The organism is Streptomyces collinus, assembly GCF_031348265.1.
Lineage (GTDB): Bacteria > Actinomycetota > Actinomycetes > Streptomycetales > Streptomycetaceae > Streptomyces > Streptomyces collinus.
In genome coordinates this window covers 4,955,944-4,972,328 of the sequence record NZ_CP133771.1, presented here as the reverse complement: position 1 = coordinate 4,972,328, position 16,385 = coordinate 4,955,944, and the positions used below count along the sequence as shown (strand labels likewise).

At 70.6% G+C, this 16,385-nt stretch carries 16 protein-coding genes; 7 read left to right on the top strand and 9 right to left on the bottom strand.

What is annotated here, in order from left to right; translation table 11 throughout:
* Positions 1–98 precede the first annotated feature (98 nt).
* From folB to RFN52_RS22610, 3 genes are read left to right on the top strand one after another with little or no spacing between them, the layout of a single operon-like run.
* Entirely contained in the window at positions 99–458 is a 360-nt protein-coding gene (gene folB, locus RFN52_RS22620) for a dihydroneopterin aldolase (RefSeq protein WP_184848468.1), read from the top strand.
* A complete protein-coding gene (folK, locus tag RFN52_RS22615; protein ID WP_184848466.1) occupies positions 455–1,066 on the top strand; it encodes a 2-amino-4-hydroxy-6-hydroxymethyldihydropteridine diphosphokinase in 612 nt (203 codons plus the stop codon). The genes folB and folK overlap by 4 nt, the downstream gene beginning before the upstream one ends.
* Before the next feature lie 59 nt (positions 1,067–1,125).
* On the top strand, positions 1,126–1,614 hold the full coding sequence (locus RFN52_RS22610) for a DUF3180 domain-containing protein (RefSeq protein WP_184560865.1): 489 nt from the start codon (positions 1,126–1,128) through the stop codon (positions 1,612–1,614).
* 11 nt (positions 1,615–1,625) lie between these two features.
* Here RFN52_RS22610 and RFN52_RS22605 read toward each other — a convergent pair whose 3' ends face one another.
* From RFN52_RS22605 to dacB, 7 genes are all read right to left on the bottom strand, one after another.
* Positions 1,626–2,513: a hypothetical protein gene (locus RFN52_RS22605; protein WP_311241031.1), complete on the bottom strand. Its 888-nt coding sequence runs from the start codon at positions 2,511–2,513 to the stop codon at positions 1,626–1,628.
* Positions 2,514–2,692: 179 nt separating this feature from the next.
* Positions 2,693–3,298: a GTP cyclohydrolase I FolE gene (gene folE / locus RFN52_RS22600; RefSeq protein WP_184848464.1), complete on the bottom strand. Its 606-nt coding sequence runs from the start codon at positions 3,296–3,298 to the stop codon at positions 2,693–2,695.
* 126 nt (positions 3,299–3,424) lie between these two features.
* Positions 3,425–5,464, bottom strand: a complete 2,040-nt coding sequence (gene ftsH / locus RFN52_RS22595; RefSeq protein WP_184848462.1) for an ATP-dependent zinc metalloprotease FtsH — start codon at positions 5,462–5,464, stop codon at positions 3,425–3,427.
* Positions 5,465–5,650: 186 nt separating this feature from the next.
* Positions 5,651–6,211, bottom strand: a complete 561-nt coding sequence (gene hpt / locus RFN52_RS22590) for a hypoxanthine phosphoribosyltransferase (protein WP_102913044.1) — start codon at positions 6,209–6,211, stop codon at positions 5,651–5,653.
* A 62-nt stretch (positions 6,212–6,273) separates the two neighbouring features.
* Entirely contained in the window at positions 6,274–7,350 is a 1,077-nt protein-coding gene (gene tilS, locus RFN52_RS22585) for a tRNA lysidine(34) synthetase TilS (RefSeq protein ID WP_184848460.1), read from the bottom strand.
* 196 nt (positions 7,351–7,546) lie between these two features.
* Entirely contained in the window at positions 7,547–8,674 is a 1,128-nt protein-coding gene (locus tag RFN52_RS22580; protein WP_184848458.1) for an Rv3626c family coenzyme F420 biosynthesis-associated protein, read from the bottom strand.
* A gap of 84 nt (positions 8,675–8,758) precedes the next feature.
* Positions 8,759–10,345, bottom strand: coding sequence for a D-alanyl-D-alanine carboxypeptidase/D-alanyl-D-alanine endopeptidase (gene dacB, locus RFN52_RS22575; RefSeq protein WP_184848457.1), 1,587 nt, complete (start codon positions 10,343–10,345; stop codon positions 8,759–8,761).
* A gap of 79 nt (positions 10,346–10,424) precedes the next feature.
* On the opposite strand from dacB, the gene RFN52_RS22570 reads away from it, so the two are divergent.
* The gene (locus RFN52_RS22570; protein ID WP_003975424.1) at positions 10,425–10,916 is read left to right on the top strand and encodes an inorganic diphosphatase; all 492 of its coding nucleotides are present in this window, start codon (positions 10,425–10,427) and stop codon (positions 10,914–10,916) included.
* A 119-nt stretch (positions 10,917–11,035) separates the two neighbouring features.
* Entirely contained in the window at positions 11,036–12,733 is a 1,698-nt protein-coding gene (locus RFN52_RS22565) for a threonine/serine exporter family protein (protein ID WP_184848455.1), read from the top strand.
* Positions 12,734–12,814: 81 nt separating this feature from the next.
* On the opposite strand, the gene RFN52_RS22560 is transcribed toward RFN52_RS22565, so the two are convergent.
* Positions 12,815–13,699, bottom strand: coding sequence for a DedA family protein (locus RFN52_RS22560; RefSeq protein ID WP_184848453.1), 885 nt, complete (start codon positions 13,697–13,699; stop codon positions 12,815–12,817).
* 133 nt (positions 13,700–13,832) lie between these two features.
* Between RFN52_RS22560 and RFN52_RS22555 the strand changes: the two genes are divergently transcribed.
* A complete protein-coding gene (locus RFN52_RS22555) occupies positions 13,833–14,198 on the top strand; it encodes a YbjQ family protein (protein ID WP_184848451.1) in 366 nt (121 codons plus the stop codon).
* Between the two features lie 19 nt (positions 14,199–14,217).
* On the opposite strand, the gene RFN52_RS22550 is transcribed toward RFN52_RS22555, so the two are convergent.
* Positions 14,218–14,979: a MerR family transcriptional regulator gene (locus RFN52_RS22550; protein WP_184848449.1), complete on the bottom strand. Its 762-nt coding sequence runs from the start codon at positions 14,977–14,979 to the stop codon at positions 14,218–14,220.
* A 102-nt stretch (positions 14,980–15,081) separates the two neighbouring features.
* Here RFN52_RS22550 and RFN52_RS22545 point away from each other — a divergent pair, with 102 nt between their 5' ends.
* Positions 15,082–16,368: an ion channel protein gene (locus tag RFN52_RS22545; RefSeq protein WP_184848447.1), complete on the top strand. Its 1,287-nt coding sequence runs from the start codon at positions 15,082–15,084 to the stop codon at positions 16,366–16,368.
* Positions 16,369–16,385 lie beyond the last annotated feature (17 nt).

Here is a 16,385-nt window from a genome sequence, read left to right as displayed (position 1 = left end):
GGGCCCGCTTGTGCCCGCAGGTAGATTCGACCGAGGCCGGTGTGCCGACCGCACACGGCACCGCCCGGCCCTGACCGACGATTGCAGGAGTGATTCGCGTGGATCGTGTCGCGCTGCGCGGCCTGAAGGCCCGCGGGCACCACGGCGTGTTCCCCCAGGAACGCGCAGAGGGCCAGACCTTCATCGTGGACCTCGTCCTCGGCCTGGACACCCGACCGGCCGCGGCCGACGACGACCTGGCGAAGACCGTGCACTACGGCATCGTGGCGGAGGAGGTCGTGGCCGTCGTCCAGGGCGAGCCCGTCGACCTCATCGAGACGCTCGCCGAGCGCATCGCCCAGGCCTGTCTGAAGCACGAGGGGGTGCAGGAGGTCGAGGTCTGCGTCCACAAACCGGACGCCCCGATCACCGTCCCCTTCGACGACGTGACCGTCACCATCACCCGGAGCCGAGCATGACCGCGCCCTTCATCAAGGGTCCGACCGACCCGACCGTACAGCCGGTACCCGCCTCCGTCGTCGAGAAGGTCGACGCCGCCGACACCACCCTGTCCAACCCCAAACGGGCCGTGGTCGCCCTCGGCTCCAACCTCGGCAACCGCCTGGAGACCCTCCAGGGAGCCATCGACGCCCTGGAGGACACGCCCGGCGTCCGCATCAAGGGCGTCTCCCCCGTCTACGAGACCGAGCCCTGGGGCGTGGACCCCGGCAGCCAGCCCGCCTACTTCAACGCCGTCGTGGTCCTCAAGACGACCCTCCCGCCCTCCTCGCTCCTGGAGCGCGCGCACGCCGTCGAGGAGGCCTTCCACCGCGTCCGGGACGAGCACTGGGGCCCCCGCACCCTCGACGTCGACATCGTCTCCTACGCCGACGTCGTCTCCGACGACCCGCTGCTCACCCTCCCCCACCCCCGCGCCCACGAACGTGCCTTCGTCCTGGCCCCCTGGCACGACCTGGACCCCGAGGCACAGCTGCCCGGCCGCGGCCCGGTCGCCGGTCTGCTGGACGCCGTCACCCGCGACGGCGTGGCGCCCCGCACCGACCTGGAACTCCGGCTGCCCGAGTAGCCGTTAAGGTCAAGACGGCCGCGAACCGGGCCGGAAGCCGGGGGAACCGAAGGGACACCGTGAGAGAGCTGCGTATCCGGGTGCTGGCCGGCGTGTTCGTCGTGGCCGGAGTCCTCTCCTGGGCGGGCGCCCGCCTGTGGAACTCGGTCGGAACGCTCCCCAGCGTCCCCCTGGCCGCCCCCATCGTCCTGGCCGTGATCGCCGTCATCCTGCTGGCCACGGCGCTCTCGATCCGCGCCCGGCTCAAGGCCCAGCGCGAGCGCCGCCCCGAGGCCAAGGGCGTCGACCCCCTCATGGCGGCCCGCGCGGTCGTCTTCGGCCATGCCAGCGCCCTGGTCGCCGCCCTCGTCTCCGGCATGTACGGCGGCACCGGCGTCTTCCTCCTGGAGTCCCTCGACATCCCCGCCCGCCGCGACCAGGCCATCTACGCCGGTCTCTCCGTCCTCGCGGGCATCGGCGTCATAGCGGCCGCCCTCTTCCTGGAGCGCGTCTGCAAGCTCCCGGAGGACGACGAGAACGACGGCACGGGGGTCGCCCCGACGGTCTGACGCCCCCGGGCTCACCAGGCCTGCCGGGCGAGATGCCCGTTGACCAAGAAGCCGGGGTGGGGGTCGAGGCGGTAGCTGTAGAGGGTGAAGGGCTTCGTCCCGGTGGCTCGGCGCAGGTGAACGTCCCGTACCTCTGCCCAAGTGTTCTCCTCCGGCTCCAACGGGTGGCACTCGGGCCGGAAGGTTCCCCTGCGGGCCCACTGGTCGGAGATGTACACACGCGACGCACGACCTGGCACGGGGTTCGGCGTGAATCGCGCTCCGATGATCGCTGCCATCTCCCGTAGAAACGGCACGTTGCCGCTGACCACCACCCGCGCGTCCCAGTGTTTGCGGATCCGATGGCCGTCACCGTCCACATAGCCGTCGAGGAAGCCGGCGAACGTGACGTCGTCGCACAGCACGACCCGTGGGAAGCGCTGCCGCATGTGGTGCGCGTCGCCTCCCAGGTACTGCCGCAGAGCGTCGGAGAGGTAGGACGACACCACCCTCACGCGGAACCCCGGGACGTCCCGCTCGAGAAACCCGGAGGGCCGCGTCACCGGTTCGATGCGGGCGGACAGCCCGGTGGCCTTGGTCAGACACTCGGCGTACCGCGACGCGAAGGACTCGTCATTGACGACGAGAGACACGTAGTTCTTGCCGACCGTGCCGTCAGCACAGGTGGCCCCGACGAAGTAGCCGAACTCGTACCCGGCCACGATCGTCGGTCGCGCCCGGCACAACTTCCGGGCATGAGTCCAGGCAAGCATGGTGCCCGCCACGTGGACTGCGGGGACCCAGCCCTCGGTCGTGCGCAGCTCCTGCCGCGGGGCAACGGTGAAGGTGACACGGTCGGTCACCACATCGACGACCTCACGCGCCTTCACAGCCGAGATGCCGACGACGGTTGTCTGCACGGTTCGCGTACCGGCCAGGCTCCACAGTTTCGAGCCCACTTCGACGTTCCGGGCTTGGCGACCCCCGCCGACCACGCTCACCAGCTGTTTGCTCGGCAGCCCATACCCCACCGCGATCCCCCCTGAGCAGCGATCACCTCACTGATCAAGGACGGTATCGGGCACCGCTGACAACCGGGTCAGCGCGCCAGTATCAGACTCATCGCCTCGGACCGGGTCGTAGCATCCCGAAGCTGGCCACGGACCGCAGATGTCGTGGTCTTGGCCCCTGGCTTGCGAATGCCGCGCACGGACATGCACATGTGCTCCGCCTCGATCACGACGATGGCGCCCCGCGCCTCGAGGATCTTCATCAGCGAGTCCGCTATCTGCGTGGTGAGTCGTTCCTGCACCTGCGGCCGCCGGGCGAACACCTCGACGAGACGCGCGAGCTTCGACAGGCCGGTGATCTTGCCAGTTTCGGCCGGGATGTAACCCACATGGGCTACACCATGGAATGGCAACAAATGATGTTCACAGAGGGAAACTATCTCGATGTCCTTTACCAGGACCATCTCGTCGTGCCCCAGGTCGAACGTCGTCGTCAGAACGTCCTCGGGCTCCTGCCGCAGCCCTGCGAGCAGCTCGCGATACGCCCGTGCCACCCGCGCCGGCGTCTCCCTCAGGCCCTCGCGGTCCGGGTCCTCGCCGACCGCGATCAGCAGTTCACGTACGGCGTTCTCGGCGCGCTTCTCGTCGAACTCGCCGATCTGGCCCTCGCCGTCCAGCGTCACGGGGTCGGTCATCTGGTGCCTCGTTCCTGTTCCTTCACGGTGGGCCTGCGCATATGGCGCAAAGCCGCGCCCCCCAGGCTAAAACCTGGGGGGCGCGGCATCCATTCCGGGGCCGGTGGGCCGGCCGGGAGAGCCCGGTCAGCTCTCGGGGCGGTCCTCCGGGGTCCGCTCGGGCGCCGGGGCGGGCTCCGCCACGGTGCTCTTCGCGGTGGAGATGGCCGGCGTCGCGCCGTTCGCCCCGTTCGTCAGGGCCAGCTCCTTGGGGGAGAGGACCGGCGGACGGGTGGACGGCGTACGGCGGGAGGACCCGGTCCAGGCGGGCCGCGGCGGGCGCTTGACGATCGGCGCGAAGATCTCGGCGATCTCCTCCTTGCCCAGCGTCTCCTTCTCCAGCAGCTGCAGCACGAGGTTGTCGAGGACGTCGCGGTTCTCGACCAGGATCTCCCACGCCTCGTTGTGCGCGGTCTCGATGAGCTTCTTGACCTCTTCGTCCACGAGCGCGGCGACCTCTTCCGAGTAGTCGCGCTGGTGAGACATCTCACGGCCGAGGAACGGCTCGGTGTTGTCGCCACCGAACTTGATCGCGCCGAGACGCTCGGTCATGCCGTACTGCGTGACCATCGCGCGGGCCAGACCGGTGGCCTTCTCGATGTCGTTGGCGGCACCCGTGGTCGGGTCGTGGAAGACGAGCTCCTCGGCCGCGCGGCCGCCCAGCATGTAGGCCAGCTGGTCCAGCATCTCGTTGCGCGTGGTCGAGTACTTGTCCTCGTCCGGCAGCACCATCGTGTAGCCGAGGGCCCGGCCTCTCGACAGGATCGTGATCTTGTGGACGGGGTCGGAGTTCGGCGAAGCCGCCGCGACCAGGGCGTGTCCGCCCTCGTGGTACGCGGTGATCTTCTTCTCCTTGTCCGACATGATCCGGGTCCGCTTCTGCGGGCCCGCGACCACACGGTCGATCGCCTCGTCCAGCATGTGGTTGTCGATCAGCTTCTGGTCGCTGCGGGCCGTCAGCAGGGCGGCCTCGTTCAGCACGTTGGCGAGATCGGCACCCGTCATGCCGGGCGTACGGCGGGCCATGGCCGACAGGTCGACGTCGGGCGCGACCGGCTTGCCCTTCTGGTGGACCTTGAGGATCTCCAGACGGCCCTGCATGTCCGGGCGGTCGACGGCGATCTGCCGGTCGAAACGGCCGGGGCGCAGCAGCGCCGGGTCGAGGATGTCGGGCCGGTTCGTCGCGGCGATGAGGATCACGCCGCCCTTGACGTCGAAGCCGTCCATCTCGACGAGGAGCTGGTTCAGGGTCTGCTCGCGCTCGTCGTGACCGCCGCCGAGGCCGGCGCCGCGGTGGCGGCCGACCGCGTCGATCTCGTCGACGAAGACGATCGCCGGGGCGTTCGCCTTGGCCTGCTCGAACAGGTCACGGACTCGGGAGGCACCGACACCGACGAACATCTCGACGAAGTCGGAACCGGAGATCGAGTAGAAGGGGACGCCCGCCTCGCCCGCGACGGCGCGCGCGAGCAGGGTCTTGCCGGTGCCGGGAGGCCCGTAGAGCAGGACGCCCTTGGGGATCTTGGCGCCGACGGCCTGGAACTTGGCCGGCTCCTGGAGGAACTCCTTGATCTCGTGGAGCTCCTCGACGGCCTCGTCGGATCCGGCGACGTCGGAGAAGGTCGTCTTGGGGGTGTCCTTGGTGATGAGCTTGGCCTTGGACTTCCCGAAGTTCATGACCCGGGAGCCGCCGCCCTGCATCTGATTCATCAGGAACAGGAACACGACCACGATCAGTACGAAGGGCAGCAGGGAGAGCAGGATGCCGACGAACGGGTTCTGCTTGGACGGCGAAACGGTGTAGCCGTCCGGGATCTGCTTGTCCTGGTACTTGTTCTGCAGCGTGTTGGCGAGGTCCACGCCTTGGGTGCCGATGTAGCTCGCCTGGATCTTGGAGCTGTCCTCGACCTTGACGCCGTCCTTGAGAGTGACCTTGATGATCGACTCGTCACCGGTGGTCAGCTTGGCCGACTCGACCTTGTTCTGGTTGATCGCCTGGACGACCTGGCCGGTGTCCACCGTCTTGTAGCCGCCGGACGAGCCGACGACCTGCATCAACACGACCACGGCGAGGACGGCCAGCACGATCCACATGACCGGCCCACGGAAGTATCGCTTCACGTCCATCCATACGGAGCGGTGCCGCCCCGTCCCTCCTGCCATAGTGAGTTTGATAAAGACTGTTCTTCGGACGGTACCCCAGCATTGTCACCTGAAGCCGCGAGGGACGGCTGGCGATCCGCCTACGCCTGCTCCAACGGCGGGAAGCCCGCTGGGGTTCCCGATCACCGGCACGGCACTCCGGCCGGGTTCTCAGCCGCCGTACACGTGGGGCGCGAGCGTACCGACGAACGGGAGATTGCGGTACTTCTCGGCGTAGTCGAGGCCGTATCCCACGACGAATTCGTTGGGGATGTCGAAGCCGGCCCATTCCACGTCGATGGCCACCTTCGCGGCCTCGGGCTTGCGCAGCAGCGTGCACACCTTGAGGGATGCGGGCTCGCGCGAGCCGAGGTTGGAGAGCAGCCAGGACAGGGTCAGGCCGGAGTCGATGATGTCCTCGACGATCAGGACGTGCTTGCCCTTGATGTCGGTGTCGAGGTCCTTCAGGATCCGCACCACACCGGAGGACTGGGTGCCCGCCCCGTACGAGGATACGGCCATCCAGTCCATGGTGACGGGGGTGGACAGCGCCCGGGCGAGGTCGGCCATGACCATCACCGCGCCCTTGAGGACTCCGACGATCAGCAGATCCTTGCCCGCGTACTCCGCGTCGATCTTCGCAGCCAGCTCGGTCAGCTTGGCGTCGATCTCTTCCTTGGTGATGAGCACCTTCTCGAGGTCGGCACCCATGTCTTTCGCGTCCACCCGCATCACTTTCGGTCGTCCCACCGGCCGAGCGGCCCCTCCTGGCGACTGCGGGGAGGGGTCGTGGTTCAGCCTTGCCGAATCACCAGTCTGCCACCCTGCCGCCGGGCCACGACCTTGCCGGGGAGGTTGATGGCTCCCTGACCGCGCCAGCCGGTGATCAGCCGGTCGATTTCCTCGATGTGGCGGGCGAACAGCGACCCGGCGGGCGCCCCGGCCTCGATGGCGGCCCGGCGCAGGACGCGGCGGCGTACGGCGGGCGGCAGGGCGTAGAGCTTGGCGCACTCCAGGAGCCCTGCGGCGTCGCGGACGGTGGCCTCGGCCTGGCTCGCCCAGGAGTCGAGGGCGTCGGCGTCGTCGCGGGAGAGCTGGGCCGTACGGGCGAGGGCCTCGACGACGCCTTTGCCGAGGGCCTTCTCCAGGGCGGGCAGGCCCTCGTGGCGCAGCCGGGAGCGGGTGTAGGCCGGGTCGGCGTTGTGGGGGTCGTCCCAGACGGGCAGGGACTGGACCATGCAGGCCTTGCGGGCGGTCTGCCGGTCGAGCTCCAGGAAGGGGCGCCGGTAGCGGCCGCCGGCCCCCGAGACCGCGGCCATGCCGGACAGGGAGCGGATGCCGGAGCCGCGGGCGAGGCCGAGCAGGACGGTCTCGGCCTGGTCGTCGCGGGTGTGGCCGAGCAGGACGGCGGTGGCGCCGTGGCGTTCGGCGGCGGTGTCGAGTGCGGCGTAGCGGGCGTCGCGGGCGGCGGCTTCGGGGCCGCCGGTGCGGCCGACGGTGACGGCGACGGAGTCGACGGGGTCGAGGCCGAGTTCGCGCAGGCGCTGGACGACTTCAGCGGCGCGGGCGTCGGAGCCGGGCTGGAGGCCGTGGTCGACGGTGATGCCGCCGGCTCTGATGCCGAGCTTGGGGGACTCGAAGGCGAGGGCGGAGGCGAGGGCCATGGAGTCGGCGCCGCCGGAGCACGCCACGAGCACGAGCGGCGGGGGTGGGGGTACCTCCCTGCTCGAGCGCAGCCGAGAGCTCGGGGGATGCTCGTGCGCGGGGGCGTGCGAGACCGCGGCGGGGACGCGGTGGTGTTCGGTGAGGAGGTCGTGGAGGACGCGGCGGACCGCCAGGCGTATCGCCGCGACCGCAGGATGGGGACCCATGTCCGGTTCCCTTCATGAAGTTTTCGGGGGGTGAGCCCGCGTGTCGGTCACGCAGAGTGTGTAGATGGTGACAGAACCGGGCCGTTCCCCGAGCATTGCACGCCTACCCCTGCCTCACGGTCCCTCGGACGGGTGATTGGAGGGGCGTTCGCCTGTCGTCCGCCGGTTTCCTTTCACGACTCTCCCGCGATGTTCACTACTCGGCCCTGCGGTGCACCCGCGCGACCCAGTCCGCCGGTTTGGCGATCTCCGACTTGGTGGGGAGGGTGTTGGGCGAGGTCCACACCCGGTTGAAGCCGTCCATGCCGACCTCGTCGACGACGGCCCGTACGAAGCGTTCGCCGTCCCGGTACTGGCGGAGCTTGGCGTCCAGGCCGAGCAGCTTGCGCAGGGCCAGGTCCAGGCGGGAGGCGCCCTTGGCGCGGCGCTGCTGGAACTTCTCGCGGATCTCGCCGACGGTCGGTACGACGTCCGGGCCGACGCCGTCCATCACGAAGTCGGCGTGGCCCTCCAGCAGGGACATCACGGCCGTGAGGCGGCCGAGGATCTCGCGCTGGGCGGGGGTCTGGACGATCTCGACGAGGGAGCGCCCGCCGTCGTCCTCCTCGGCCTCGGGGCGGCCTCCGGCGAGGGTCTGGGCGGCTTCCCGGACGCGTTCGAGGACGGTCATGGGGTCGACGTCGGTCTCCTGGAGGAAGGCCTGGATCTCACCCTCCAGGTGGTCCCGCAGCCAGGGAACGGCGGTGAACTGGGTGCGGTGCGTCTCCTCGTGCAGGCACACCCAGAGCCTGAAGTCGTGGGGGGCGACGTCGAGTTCGCGCTCGACGTGGACGATGTTCGGGGCGACGAGGAGGAGCCGGCCGCCGCCGTTGGCGCCGGAGGGGAGTTCGCGGGTGGCCGGGGCGAAGGTCTCGTACTGGCCGAGGACGCGGGAGGCCAGGAAGGACAGCAGCATGCCCAGTTCGACGCCGGTGACCTTGCCGCCGACGGCGCCCATGACGGAGCCGCCGGGGGTGTTGCCGCGCCGTTCCTGCATCTTGTCGAGCAGGGGCTTGAGGATTTCCCGGAACCCGGCGACGTTCGCCCGGATCCAGCCCGGGCGGTCGACGACGAGGACGGGGGTGTCGTGCCCCTCCTCGGTGCCCAGTCGGGTGAATCCGCGGACGTGTTCCTCCGAGGCCTTGGCATGCCGGCGCAGCTCCGCGACGACGGCCCGGGCCTCGTCGCGACTGACCTCAGGGCCCGGCCGTACGAGCCGGGTCGCGGTCGCGACCGCGAGATTCCAGTCGACCATGCCGGTTGAAGCACCACCGATGCTCGTCATGCGTCAACCGTACGTGAGCGCCGACCGCTGGGGCAGGGCGGCGAGGGCCGGGGGTTGGCCGTGGGGGCGCGGGGTGGGTGGCGGTCACCGGCAGCCGCACGCCGCCAGCGCGCTGGCGATCCGGTCCAGTGCCTGCTGGGTCGCCGCCGGTCTGCCGGGGTCCGTGTCCGTGGCCATGAACGCGAAGGCGAGCAGGCGGCCGTCCTCGTCGACGAGGGTGCCCGCGAGGGTGTGGACGCCCGAGAGGGTGCCGGTCTTGGCGCGGACGACGCCGGATGCTCCGTCCGTGTAACGGGTGGTCAGGGTGCCGGTGAACCCGGCGACGGGGAGGCCGGTGAGGGCCGGGCGCAGCTCGGGGTGGGAGGGGTCGGCGGCCTTGGCGAGCAGGGCGGTGAGGAGGTCGGGGGTCAGCCGGTCGGCGCGGTTCAGGCCGCTGCCGTCCTTGAAGGCGGTGCCCTTCACGGGGAGGCCGAGTTTGCGCAGCTGGGTGCTGATGGCCTTGCCGGCGCCGGCGAAGTCGGCCCGGTCGCCCGTGGCGATGGCCGTCTGGCGGGCGAGGGCTTCGGCGATGTCGTTGTCGCTGTTGGTCAGCATGCGTTCGGCGACGGCGGAGAGCGGGGGCGAGGAGACCACCGCGAGGGTCTTGGCGCGGTTGGTGGCCTTGGACGGGCCGGGGGCCGTGGTCTTGATGCCGTGGGACTTCAGGAGCTCCCCGAACCGGCGGGCCGCGTCCGCGGCCGGGTCCGGCACGCGCTGGGCCGGGCCGCTCGTCGAGTCGTCGGTGCGGCCCTCGTCGGCCATCAGGGGGGTGACGCGGGCGAGGTTGCCGTCGACCCCGATCGGGTGCATTTCGTCGCCCGCGTAGCGGGTCGTGTCGTAGGAGAGGGTCACCTCGCGGACGCCCCGGTCGGCGAGGGCGGCGGCCGTCCCGGCGGCCAGGGTGCGCAGGCTCGCCCACGGGCCCGCCTTCTCGCGGGCGGTGAGCGTGGGGTCGCCGCCGCCGACCAGGACGACTTCCTTCGTGTCGGGTTCGAGCGCGGCGCGGGTGGTGAGGCGGTGGTCGGCGCCCATCGCGGACAGGGCGGCAACGGCGGTGGCGACCTTCGTCGTGGAGGCGGGGGTGAGCGCGGTGCCGGAGGCCTTGCCGTACAGGCGCCTGCCGGTGGTCACGTCGATGACCGCGGCGGCGGGCCGGGGGCCGAGGGCGGGGTCCTTCAGCAGGGGTGTGAGGGCGTCCGTGAGGGCTTTGCCGTCCGGGGCCGACTTGACGGTGCTGACGCCGCCGAGGCCGGTCAGCACCGGTCCGGCGCTGGGGGCGGGGCGGGGCCGGCCGGGCGCGCCGGGGGCGCTGCCGTGATCTGTGCCACCCGCGCGGCCCAGCGCCACTGCCCGGTCCCGCTCGGCCGTACGCTGACCCGAGGAGTCCCAGGGACCGGCGGCGGTCACCACACCGGCGGTCAGTGCGAGTCCGGCGGTGGCGGCGCCCGCGGTGTACTGCCAGGCCTTCGGCCGCGCACCCATCGCGACCTGCGGTCTTGCGGCTCGTGCGAGCCGTTCGAGCCGTGGTTTCGTGGCTGCTGCGGCCCGGGCCAGGCGCGGTCGTACGGCATCCGCGAGGCGCACCACGTGCGGTTTCGCGGCCCGCCAAGGCCTCAGCTCTGGCACGACCACCAGCCCCTTTCGCGATCACACACCTGCGTGAGGGACACTTAACCACCAGAACTATGTGTTGATCATGGAGGAGCCACCGGTGGAGTTCGACGTCACGATCGAGATTCCGAAGGGTTCGCGCAACAAGTACGAGGTGGACCACGAGACCGGTCGTATCCGCCTGGACCGGCGACTCTTCACCTCGACCGCCTACCCGACCGACTACGGTTTCGTCGAGAACACCCTCGGCGAGGACGGCGACCCGCTGGACGCGCTGGTCATCCTCGACGAGCCGACGTTCCCGGGCTGCCTGATCCGCTGCCGCGCGATCGGCATGTTCCGCATGACGGACGAGGCGGGCGGCGACGACAAGCTGCTGTGCGTGCCGTCGACGGACCCGCGTGTGGAGCACCTGCGGGACATCCACCACGTGTCGGAGTTCGACCGCCTGGAGATCCAGCACTTCTTCGAGGTGTACAAGGACCTGGAGCCCGGCAAGTCGGTCGAGGGTGCCGACTGGGTGGGCCGCACCGAGGCCGAGGCCGAGATCGAGCGGTCCTACAAGCGGTTCAAGGACCAGGGCGGTCACTGACCTCCTCTGCTGTTGCTGACGGGCCGCACGCCTGCGTGTGCGGCCCGTTCGTCCGTCTGTGCGCATACTGAGGCTGTGGGGGGTACGAGGCTGACGTGTCGTACAGGGAGCGCCAGGCAGTGACGGACGCGGAGGACCGCAAACCGAAGTCGGACGAGGCGAGGAGTGCGTTCCTGCCTCCGGCCGGGACCGGCGTCGACGGGGACATGTCGACGACGTCGGAGTTCGCGATCCCCGAGGGCCTGGCCCTGCACAGAACGGCCGGTGCGGAGCCCGAGACCACCTCCGAGTTCGCCGTGCCGCAGGGGCTGGACGTGCATGCGGTGCCCTCGGCGGAGCAGGAGGGGTCGGCGTTCACCCCGCCGAGCACCTACAGCACGAGGCACGCTCCGTCGGCCTTCACGCCGCCGACCGGGATCCCCGTGGTCAGCCTGACCAAGGACGTGCCGTGGCAGGACCGGATGCGCACGATGCTGCGCATGCCGGTGGCGGAGCGGCCTGCGCCGGAGGCGATCCAGCGCGGCGGCGACGAGAGCGGGCCGGCGGTGCCGCGCGTGCTCGACCTGACGCTGCGCATCGGCGAGTTGCTGCTGGCGGGCGGTGAGGGTGCCGAGGACGTGGAGGCGGCGATGTTCGCCGTCTGCCGGTCGTACGGCCTGGACCGCTGCGAGCCCAACGTCACCTTCACGCTGCTGGCGATCTCCTACCAGCCGTCCCTCGTGGACGACCCGGTCACGGCGTCGCGGACGGTGCGCCGACGGGGTACCGACTACACGCGGCTGGCGGCCGTGTACCAGCTGGTGGACGACCTCAGCGACCACGAGACGGCGGTCTCCCTGGAGGAGGCCTACCGGCGGCTGGCGGAGATCCGCCGTAACCGCCACCCCTACCCAGGCTGGGCGCTGACCGGCGCGAGCGGGCTGCTGGCCGGTGCGGCCTCGGTGCTCGTGGGCGGCGACCTGATCGTGTTCGTCGCGGCGGCGCTGGGCGCGATGCTCGGCGACCGGCTGGCGTGGCTGTGCGCGGGCCGGGGGCTGCCGGAGTTCTACCAGTTCACGGTGGCCGCGATGCCCCCGGCCGCGATAGGGGTCGCGCTGACGCTGGGCCACGTGGACGTGAAGGCGTCCGCGGTCATCACCGGTGGCCTGTTCGCGCTGCTGCCCGGGCGGGCGCTGGTGGCGGGGGTGCAGGACGGTCTGACGGGCTTCTACATCACCGCGTCCGCGCGGCTGCTGGAGGTTCTGTACTTCTTCGTCGGCATCGTCGCGGGTGTACTGCTGGTGCTGTACTTCGGCGTGCAGTTGGGCGCGCGGCTCAACCCCGACCAGGCGCTCGGGGCCTCCGACGACCCGGTGATGATGATCGGCGCGTCGATGCTGCTGTCACTGGCGTTCGCGGTGCTGCTCCAGCAGGAACGATCCACCGTGATGTGGGTGACGCTGAACGGCGGTGTCGCCTGGGTGGTGTACGGCGCGATGCACTACGTGGGGGACATCTCGCCTGTGGCGTCCACGGCGGCCGCAGCGGGACTGGTGGGCCTGTTCGGGCAGTTGCTGTCGCGCTATCAGTTCGCGTCCGCCCTGCCCTACACGACCGCGGCGATCGGGCCCCTGCTGCCGGGTTCCGCGACGTACTTCGGGCTGCTGGCGATCGCGCAGAACGAGGTGGACGAGGGGCTGGTGTCGCTGTCCGCGGCGGTGGCGCTCGCCATGGCCATCGCCATCGGGGTGAATCTCGGGTCGGAGATCTCGCGCATGTTCCTGCGCATCGGGTCCGCGGAGAAGCGCCGGGCCGCCAAGCGGACCAGGGGTTTCTGAGGGTCCGCCGGCGGCCGTGGGCCCGCGGGGGCTGTTCGCGCGGTGCCCCGCGCGGCGTCCCGCCCCCGCGGGAAGGCCGGCTCAGTAGCCGTTGTTGTAGGGGCCCTGCTGGCTGCCGTAGGGCTGCTGCGGGGTGCCGTAGGGCTGCTGCTGGCCGTAGCCCGGGCTCTGCGGGTACTGGCCGTAGTACTGCTGGTCGTCGTAGCCGTTCTGGTTGCCGTACGGGGGCTGCTGCTGCGGCTGCTGGTGGGACGGCTGGTCGTCCGGGGCGATCCGGCGGAGCTGGGTCGTCGCGTCGTCCATGGCGGGGGGCTGCTGCCGCTCCGCGGGGGCCTCGGCAGCCGCGCGCTTCTTCTTCGAGCGGTCGCGCAGGTACTCGATGATGATCGGGACGACGGAGAGCAGGACGATCAGGATGAGGATCGGCTCGACGTTCTTCTTGATGAAGCCGATCTGGCCGAGCCAGTAACCCGCGAGGGTGACGCCGGTGCCCCAGGCGATGCCGCCGATGACGTTGTACGTGAGGAACGTGCGGTACTTCATGCGGCCGGCGCCGGCCACGATGGGGGCGAAGGTGCGCACGATGGGGACGAAGCGGGCCAGGACGATCGCCTTGGGGCCGTACTTCTCCATGAACTCGTGGGCCTTGTCCAGGTTCTCCTGCTTGAAGAGCTTGGAGTTGGGACGGTTGAAGAGCTTCGGGCCCAGGAACTTGCCGATCATGTAGCCCACCTGGTCGCCGATGACGGCCGCGAGCACGATCAGTGTGCAGACCAGCCACAGCGGCTGGCTGATGTACTGGCCCTCGGCGACGAAGAGGCCCGCGGTGAACAGCAGCGAGTCGCCGGGGAGGAACGCGAAGAGTCCGGACTCGGCGAAGACGATGAGCAGGATGCCCGGCAGGGCGAAGGTCTCGATCAGGTAGTCCGGGCTGAGCCACTCGGGGCCGAGCGCAAGCGTGGTCACGGGGATGTGGCTCCTGCTGCTGGGGGGACGGGCTGGGCTGGCTGCCTCAAAGTATCAACGCAGCCGTCATGGCCCAGGTTCCATGGGCGTACTCAGGATGCACTGTGCCCGGCCCCGGTCAAAGCTGTGAAGCATGGGCATCGATGAATACGGCGGCGGACAGGGTCCGGACCCCGAGGTCCTCGTCGTCACCACGAACGACGTACCCGGCTATCACGTGCGGGAGGTGATCGGCGAGGTCTTCGGCCTGACCGTGCGCTCCCGCCACGTGGGGAGCCAGATCGGCGCCGGGCTGAAGTCGATGGTCGGCGGCGAGCTGCGCGGGCTCACCAAGACGCTCGTGCAGACCCGCAACCAGGCCATGGAGCGGCTCGTCGAACAGGCACGCACGCGTGGCGCCAACGGCATCCTCGCGTTCCGTTTCGACGTGACGGAGGCGGCCGACGTGGGCACCGAGGTGTGCGCGTACGGCACGGCGGTGGTCCTGACCCGGGAGTGAGGCACTCCCGGGCCGGGGATCAGGAGGTGTGACGTGCCGCGTTCGCGACGATCGCGTCCCTCAGGTGCTCGGCGAGGCCCGGGCGCAGCACGTCGTAGAACGCCTTGAACCGCTCGTCGGAGACGTACATCTCGCCGAGGCAGCGGTGGATCTCGTAGGAGCACTCGTAGAACCACGTGCAGATGTGCTGCCGGTGCTCCTCCGCCAGGGTCATGGCCGCCTCGCCGGCGGGCGGCTCGCCCGCCGCCATCAGGGCGCCGTAGCGCTCGCCCCAGTCGGCGGCCTCGGCCTGAATGCGCTTCCAGTCCTCCTTGGTGTAGCTCGCGGTGCGGCGTTGCGAGTCGGCGTACTCGTCGGTGTCGCCCCAGCGCTCCTCCACCTCTTCGGCGTACTGCTCCGGGTCGTTGTCCCCGAAGACCTCGAACCTCTCCTCGGGTGTGAGGTTGAGTCCCATCGTGCGTGCCTCCATGGCGTGCTCCACGGCCGCCGCCATCTTCCGCAGCTTCTCGATCCGGGCGGTCAGCAGTTCGTGCTGCCGGCGCAGGTGTGCGCGCGGGTCCGCGTCCGGGTCGTCGAGCAGGGCGGCGACCTCGTCGAGCGGAAAGCCGAGCTGCCGGTAGAACAGGATCTGCTGCAGCCGGTCGAGGTCGGTGTCGCTGTAGCGCCGGTGACCCGCGTGGCTGCGTTCGCTCGGGACGAGCAGGCCGATGTCGTCGTAGTGGTGCAGCGTGCGCACCGTGACGCCGGCGAAGCCCGCGACCTGTCCCACGGAGTAGTTCACTTCCGCTCCCTTCTTCTTCCGTGCTCCACGGTCGGGCCTCACGCCACGTGAGGTGCAAGCGTGTTTGCGATTTGTCCAGTTTGAGCCGTTTATGGTGAGCGCGTGGTCCAGGATCCCGCGCAGCAGGCGCCCTCCGTCACCCCCGCGACTCCCGCCCGCGCACTCTTGCCGACGATCCTTCCCGCTCTCGCCGTGGGGATCATGTCCAGCCTGGTCCTGGTGGGGGTCGAAGTCGCCGCCGAGCAGCTCCAGGACGTGCTCTGGGGGCCGCTGCCCGACGCGCTGGGGATCGGCAGGTACTCCGTCGCATGGATGTTCGTGATGCTCTTCGCGACGGGGGTCGCGGTCGGGCTGGTGGTGTGGAAGGCGCCGGGGCACGCCGGCCCGGATCCGGCGACCGTCGGCCTCGACGCCCCGGTGCTGCCGCCCGTCGTGCTGCCGGGACTGGTGCTGGTGACCGCGCTGATGCTGGCCGGCGGGCCCAGCCTCGGCCCCGAGAACCCCATCATCACCGTGAACGTCGCCCTGGCGGCCTGGCTGGGCGCCCGTCTCGTGCCGCGTGCCCCGGGTCGGGTCTGGCCCGCGCTCGCCGAGGCGGCGACGATCGGCGCCCTGTTCGGCACGCCGGTCGCGGCGGCCCTGGTGATCTCCGAGGCGCTGGCCGTTCGCGAGACCCGCGGACTGCTGTGGGACAACGTCTTCGCCCCGCTGACCGCCGGCACGGCCGGTGCCCTGACCGCCACCCTCATCGACCATCCGAGCTTCGACCTGAACCTGCCCTCGTTCGGCCGGCCGGGCTGGAGCGACCTGTTCGCGGCGGTCGTGGTCGCCTCGCTGGCCGCCCTGCTCGGCATGGCCGCCGTGCGGGCCTTCCCCTACGTCCACGGCGCCTTCCGCCGGCTGCGCCACCCGATGCTGATGCTCCCCGCGGGCGGCCTCGTGCTGGGTGCCCTCGCGGCCCTGGGCGGCCATCTGACGCTGTTCAAGGGGCTCGACGAGATCGCCGAGCTCGCGAAGGACCCGGACGGCCGGTCGGCCGGGGAGTACGCCCTGCTGACCGTCGTGAAGCTGGCCGCGCTGCTGGTCGCCGCGTCCTGTGGCTTCCGGGGCGGGCGCATCTTCCCGGCGGTGTTCGTCGGCACCGCCCTCGGCCTGGGCGCCCACGCCGCGGTGTCCGGGGTGCATCCCTCGGTCGGCGTCTCGGCCGCCGTGCTCGGACTGCTGCTGGCCATCACCCGGCAGGGCTGGGTGAGCCTGTTCGTCGCCGCGGTGCTGGTCGCCTCGCCGGGGATCATCGCCGTGCTCTGCATCGCCTCGCTGCCGGCCTGGCTGCTGGTGACGGGCCGGCCGCAGATGCAGCTGCGCGTGGACGGCACGCCCGTCCGCTGACGCCCTCCCCTCCCCTC

What these genes read in the sequence shown, in the direction of transcription:
- folK (WP_184848466.1), top strand. Translation starts at nt 455, where the DNA reads ATGACCGCGCCCTTCATCAAGGGTCCGACCGACCCGACCGTACAGCCG.
- folE (WP_184848464.1), bottom strand. Translation starts at nt 3,298, where the DNA reads ATGACCGACCCCGTGACGCTGGACGGCGAGGGCCAGATCGGCGAGTTC.
- ftsH (WP_184848462.1), bottom strand. Translation starts at nt 5,464, where the DNA reads ATGGACGTGAAGCGATACTTCCGTGGGCCGGTCATGTGGATCGTGCTG.
- hpt (WP_102913044.1), bottom strand. Translation starts at nt 6,211, where the DNA reads ATGCGGGTGGACGCGAAAGACATGGGTGCCGACCTCGAGAAGGTGCTC.
- tilS (WP_184848460.1), bottom strand. Translation starts at nt 7,350, where the DNA reads ATGGGTCCCCATCCTGCGGTCGCGGCGATACGCCTGGCGGTCCGCCGC.
- RFN52_RS22580 (WP_184848458.1), bottom strand. Translation starts at nt 8,674, where the DNA reads ATGACGAGCATCGGTGGTGCTTCAACCGGCATGGTCGACTGGAATCTC.
- RFN52_RS22555 (WP_184848451.1), top strand. Translation starts at nt 13,833, where the DNA reads ATGGGCATCGATGAATACGGCGGCGGACAGGGTCCGGACCCCGAGGTC.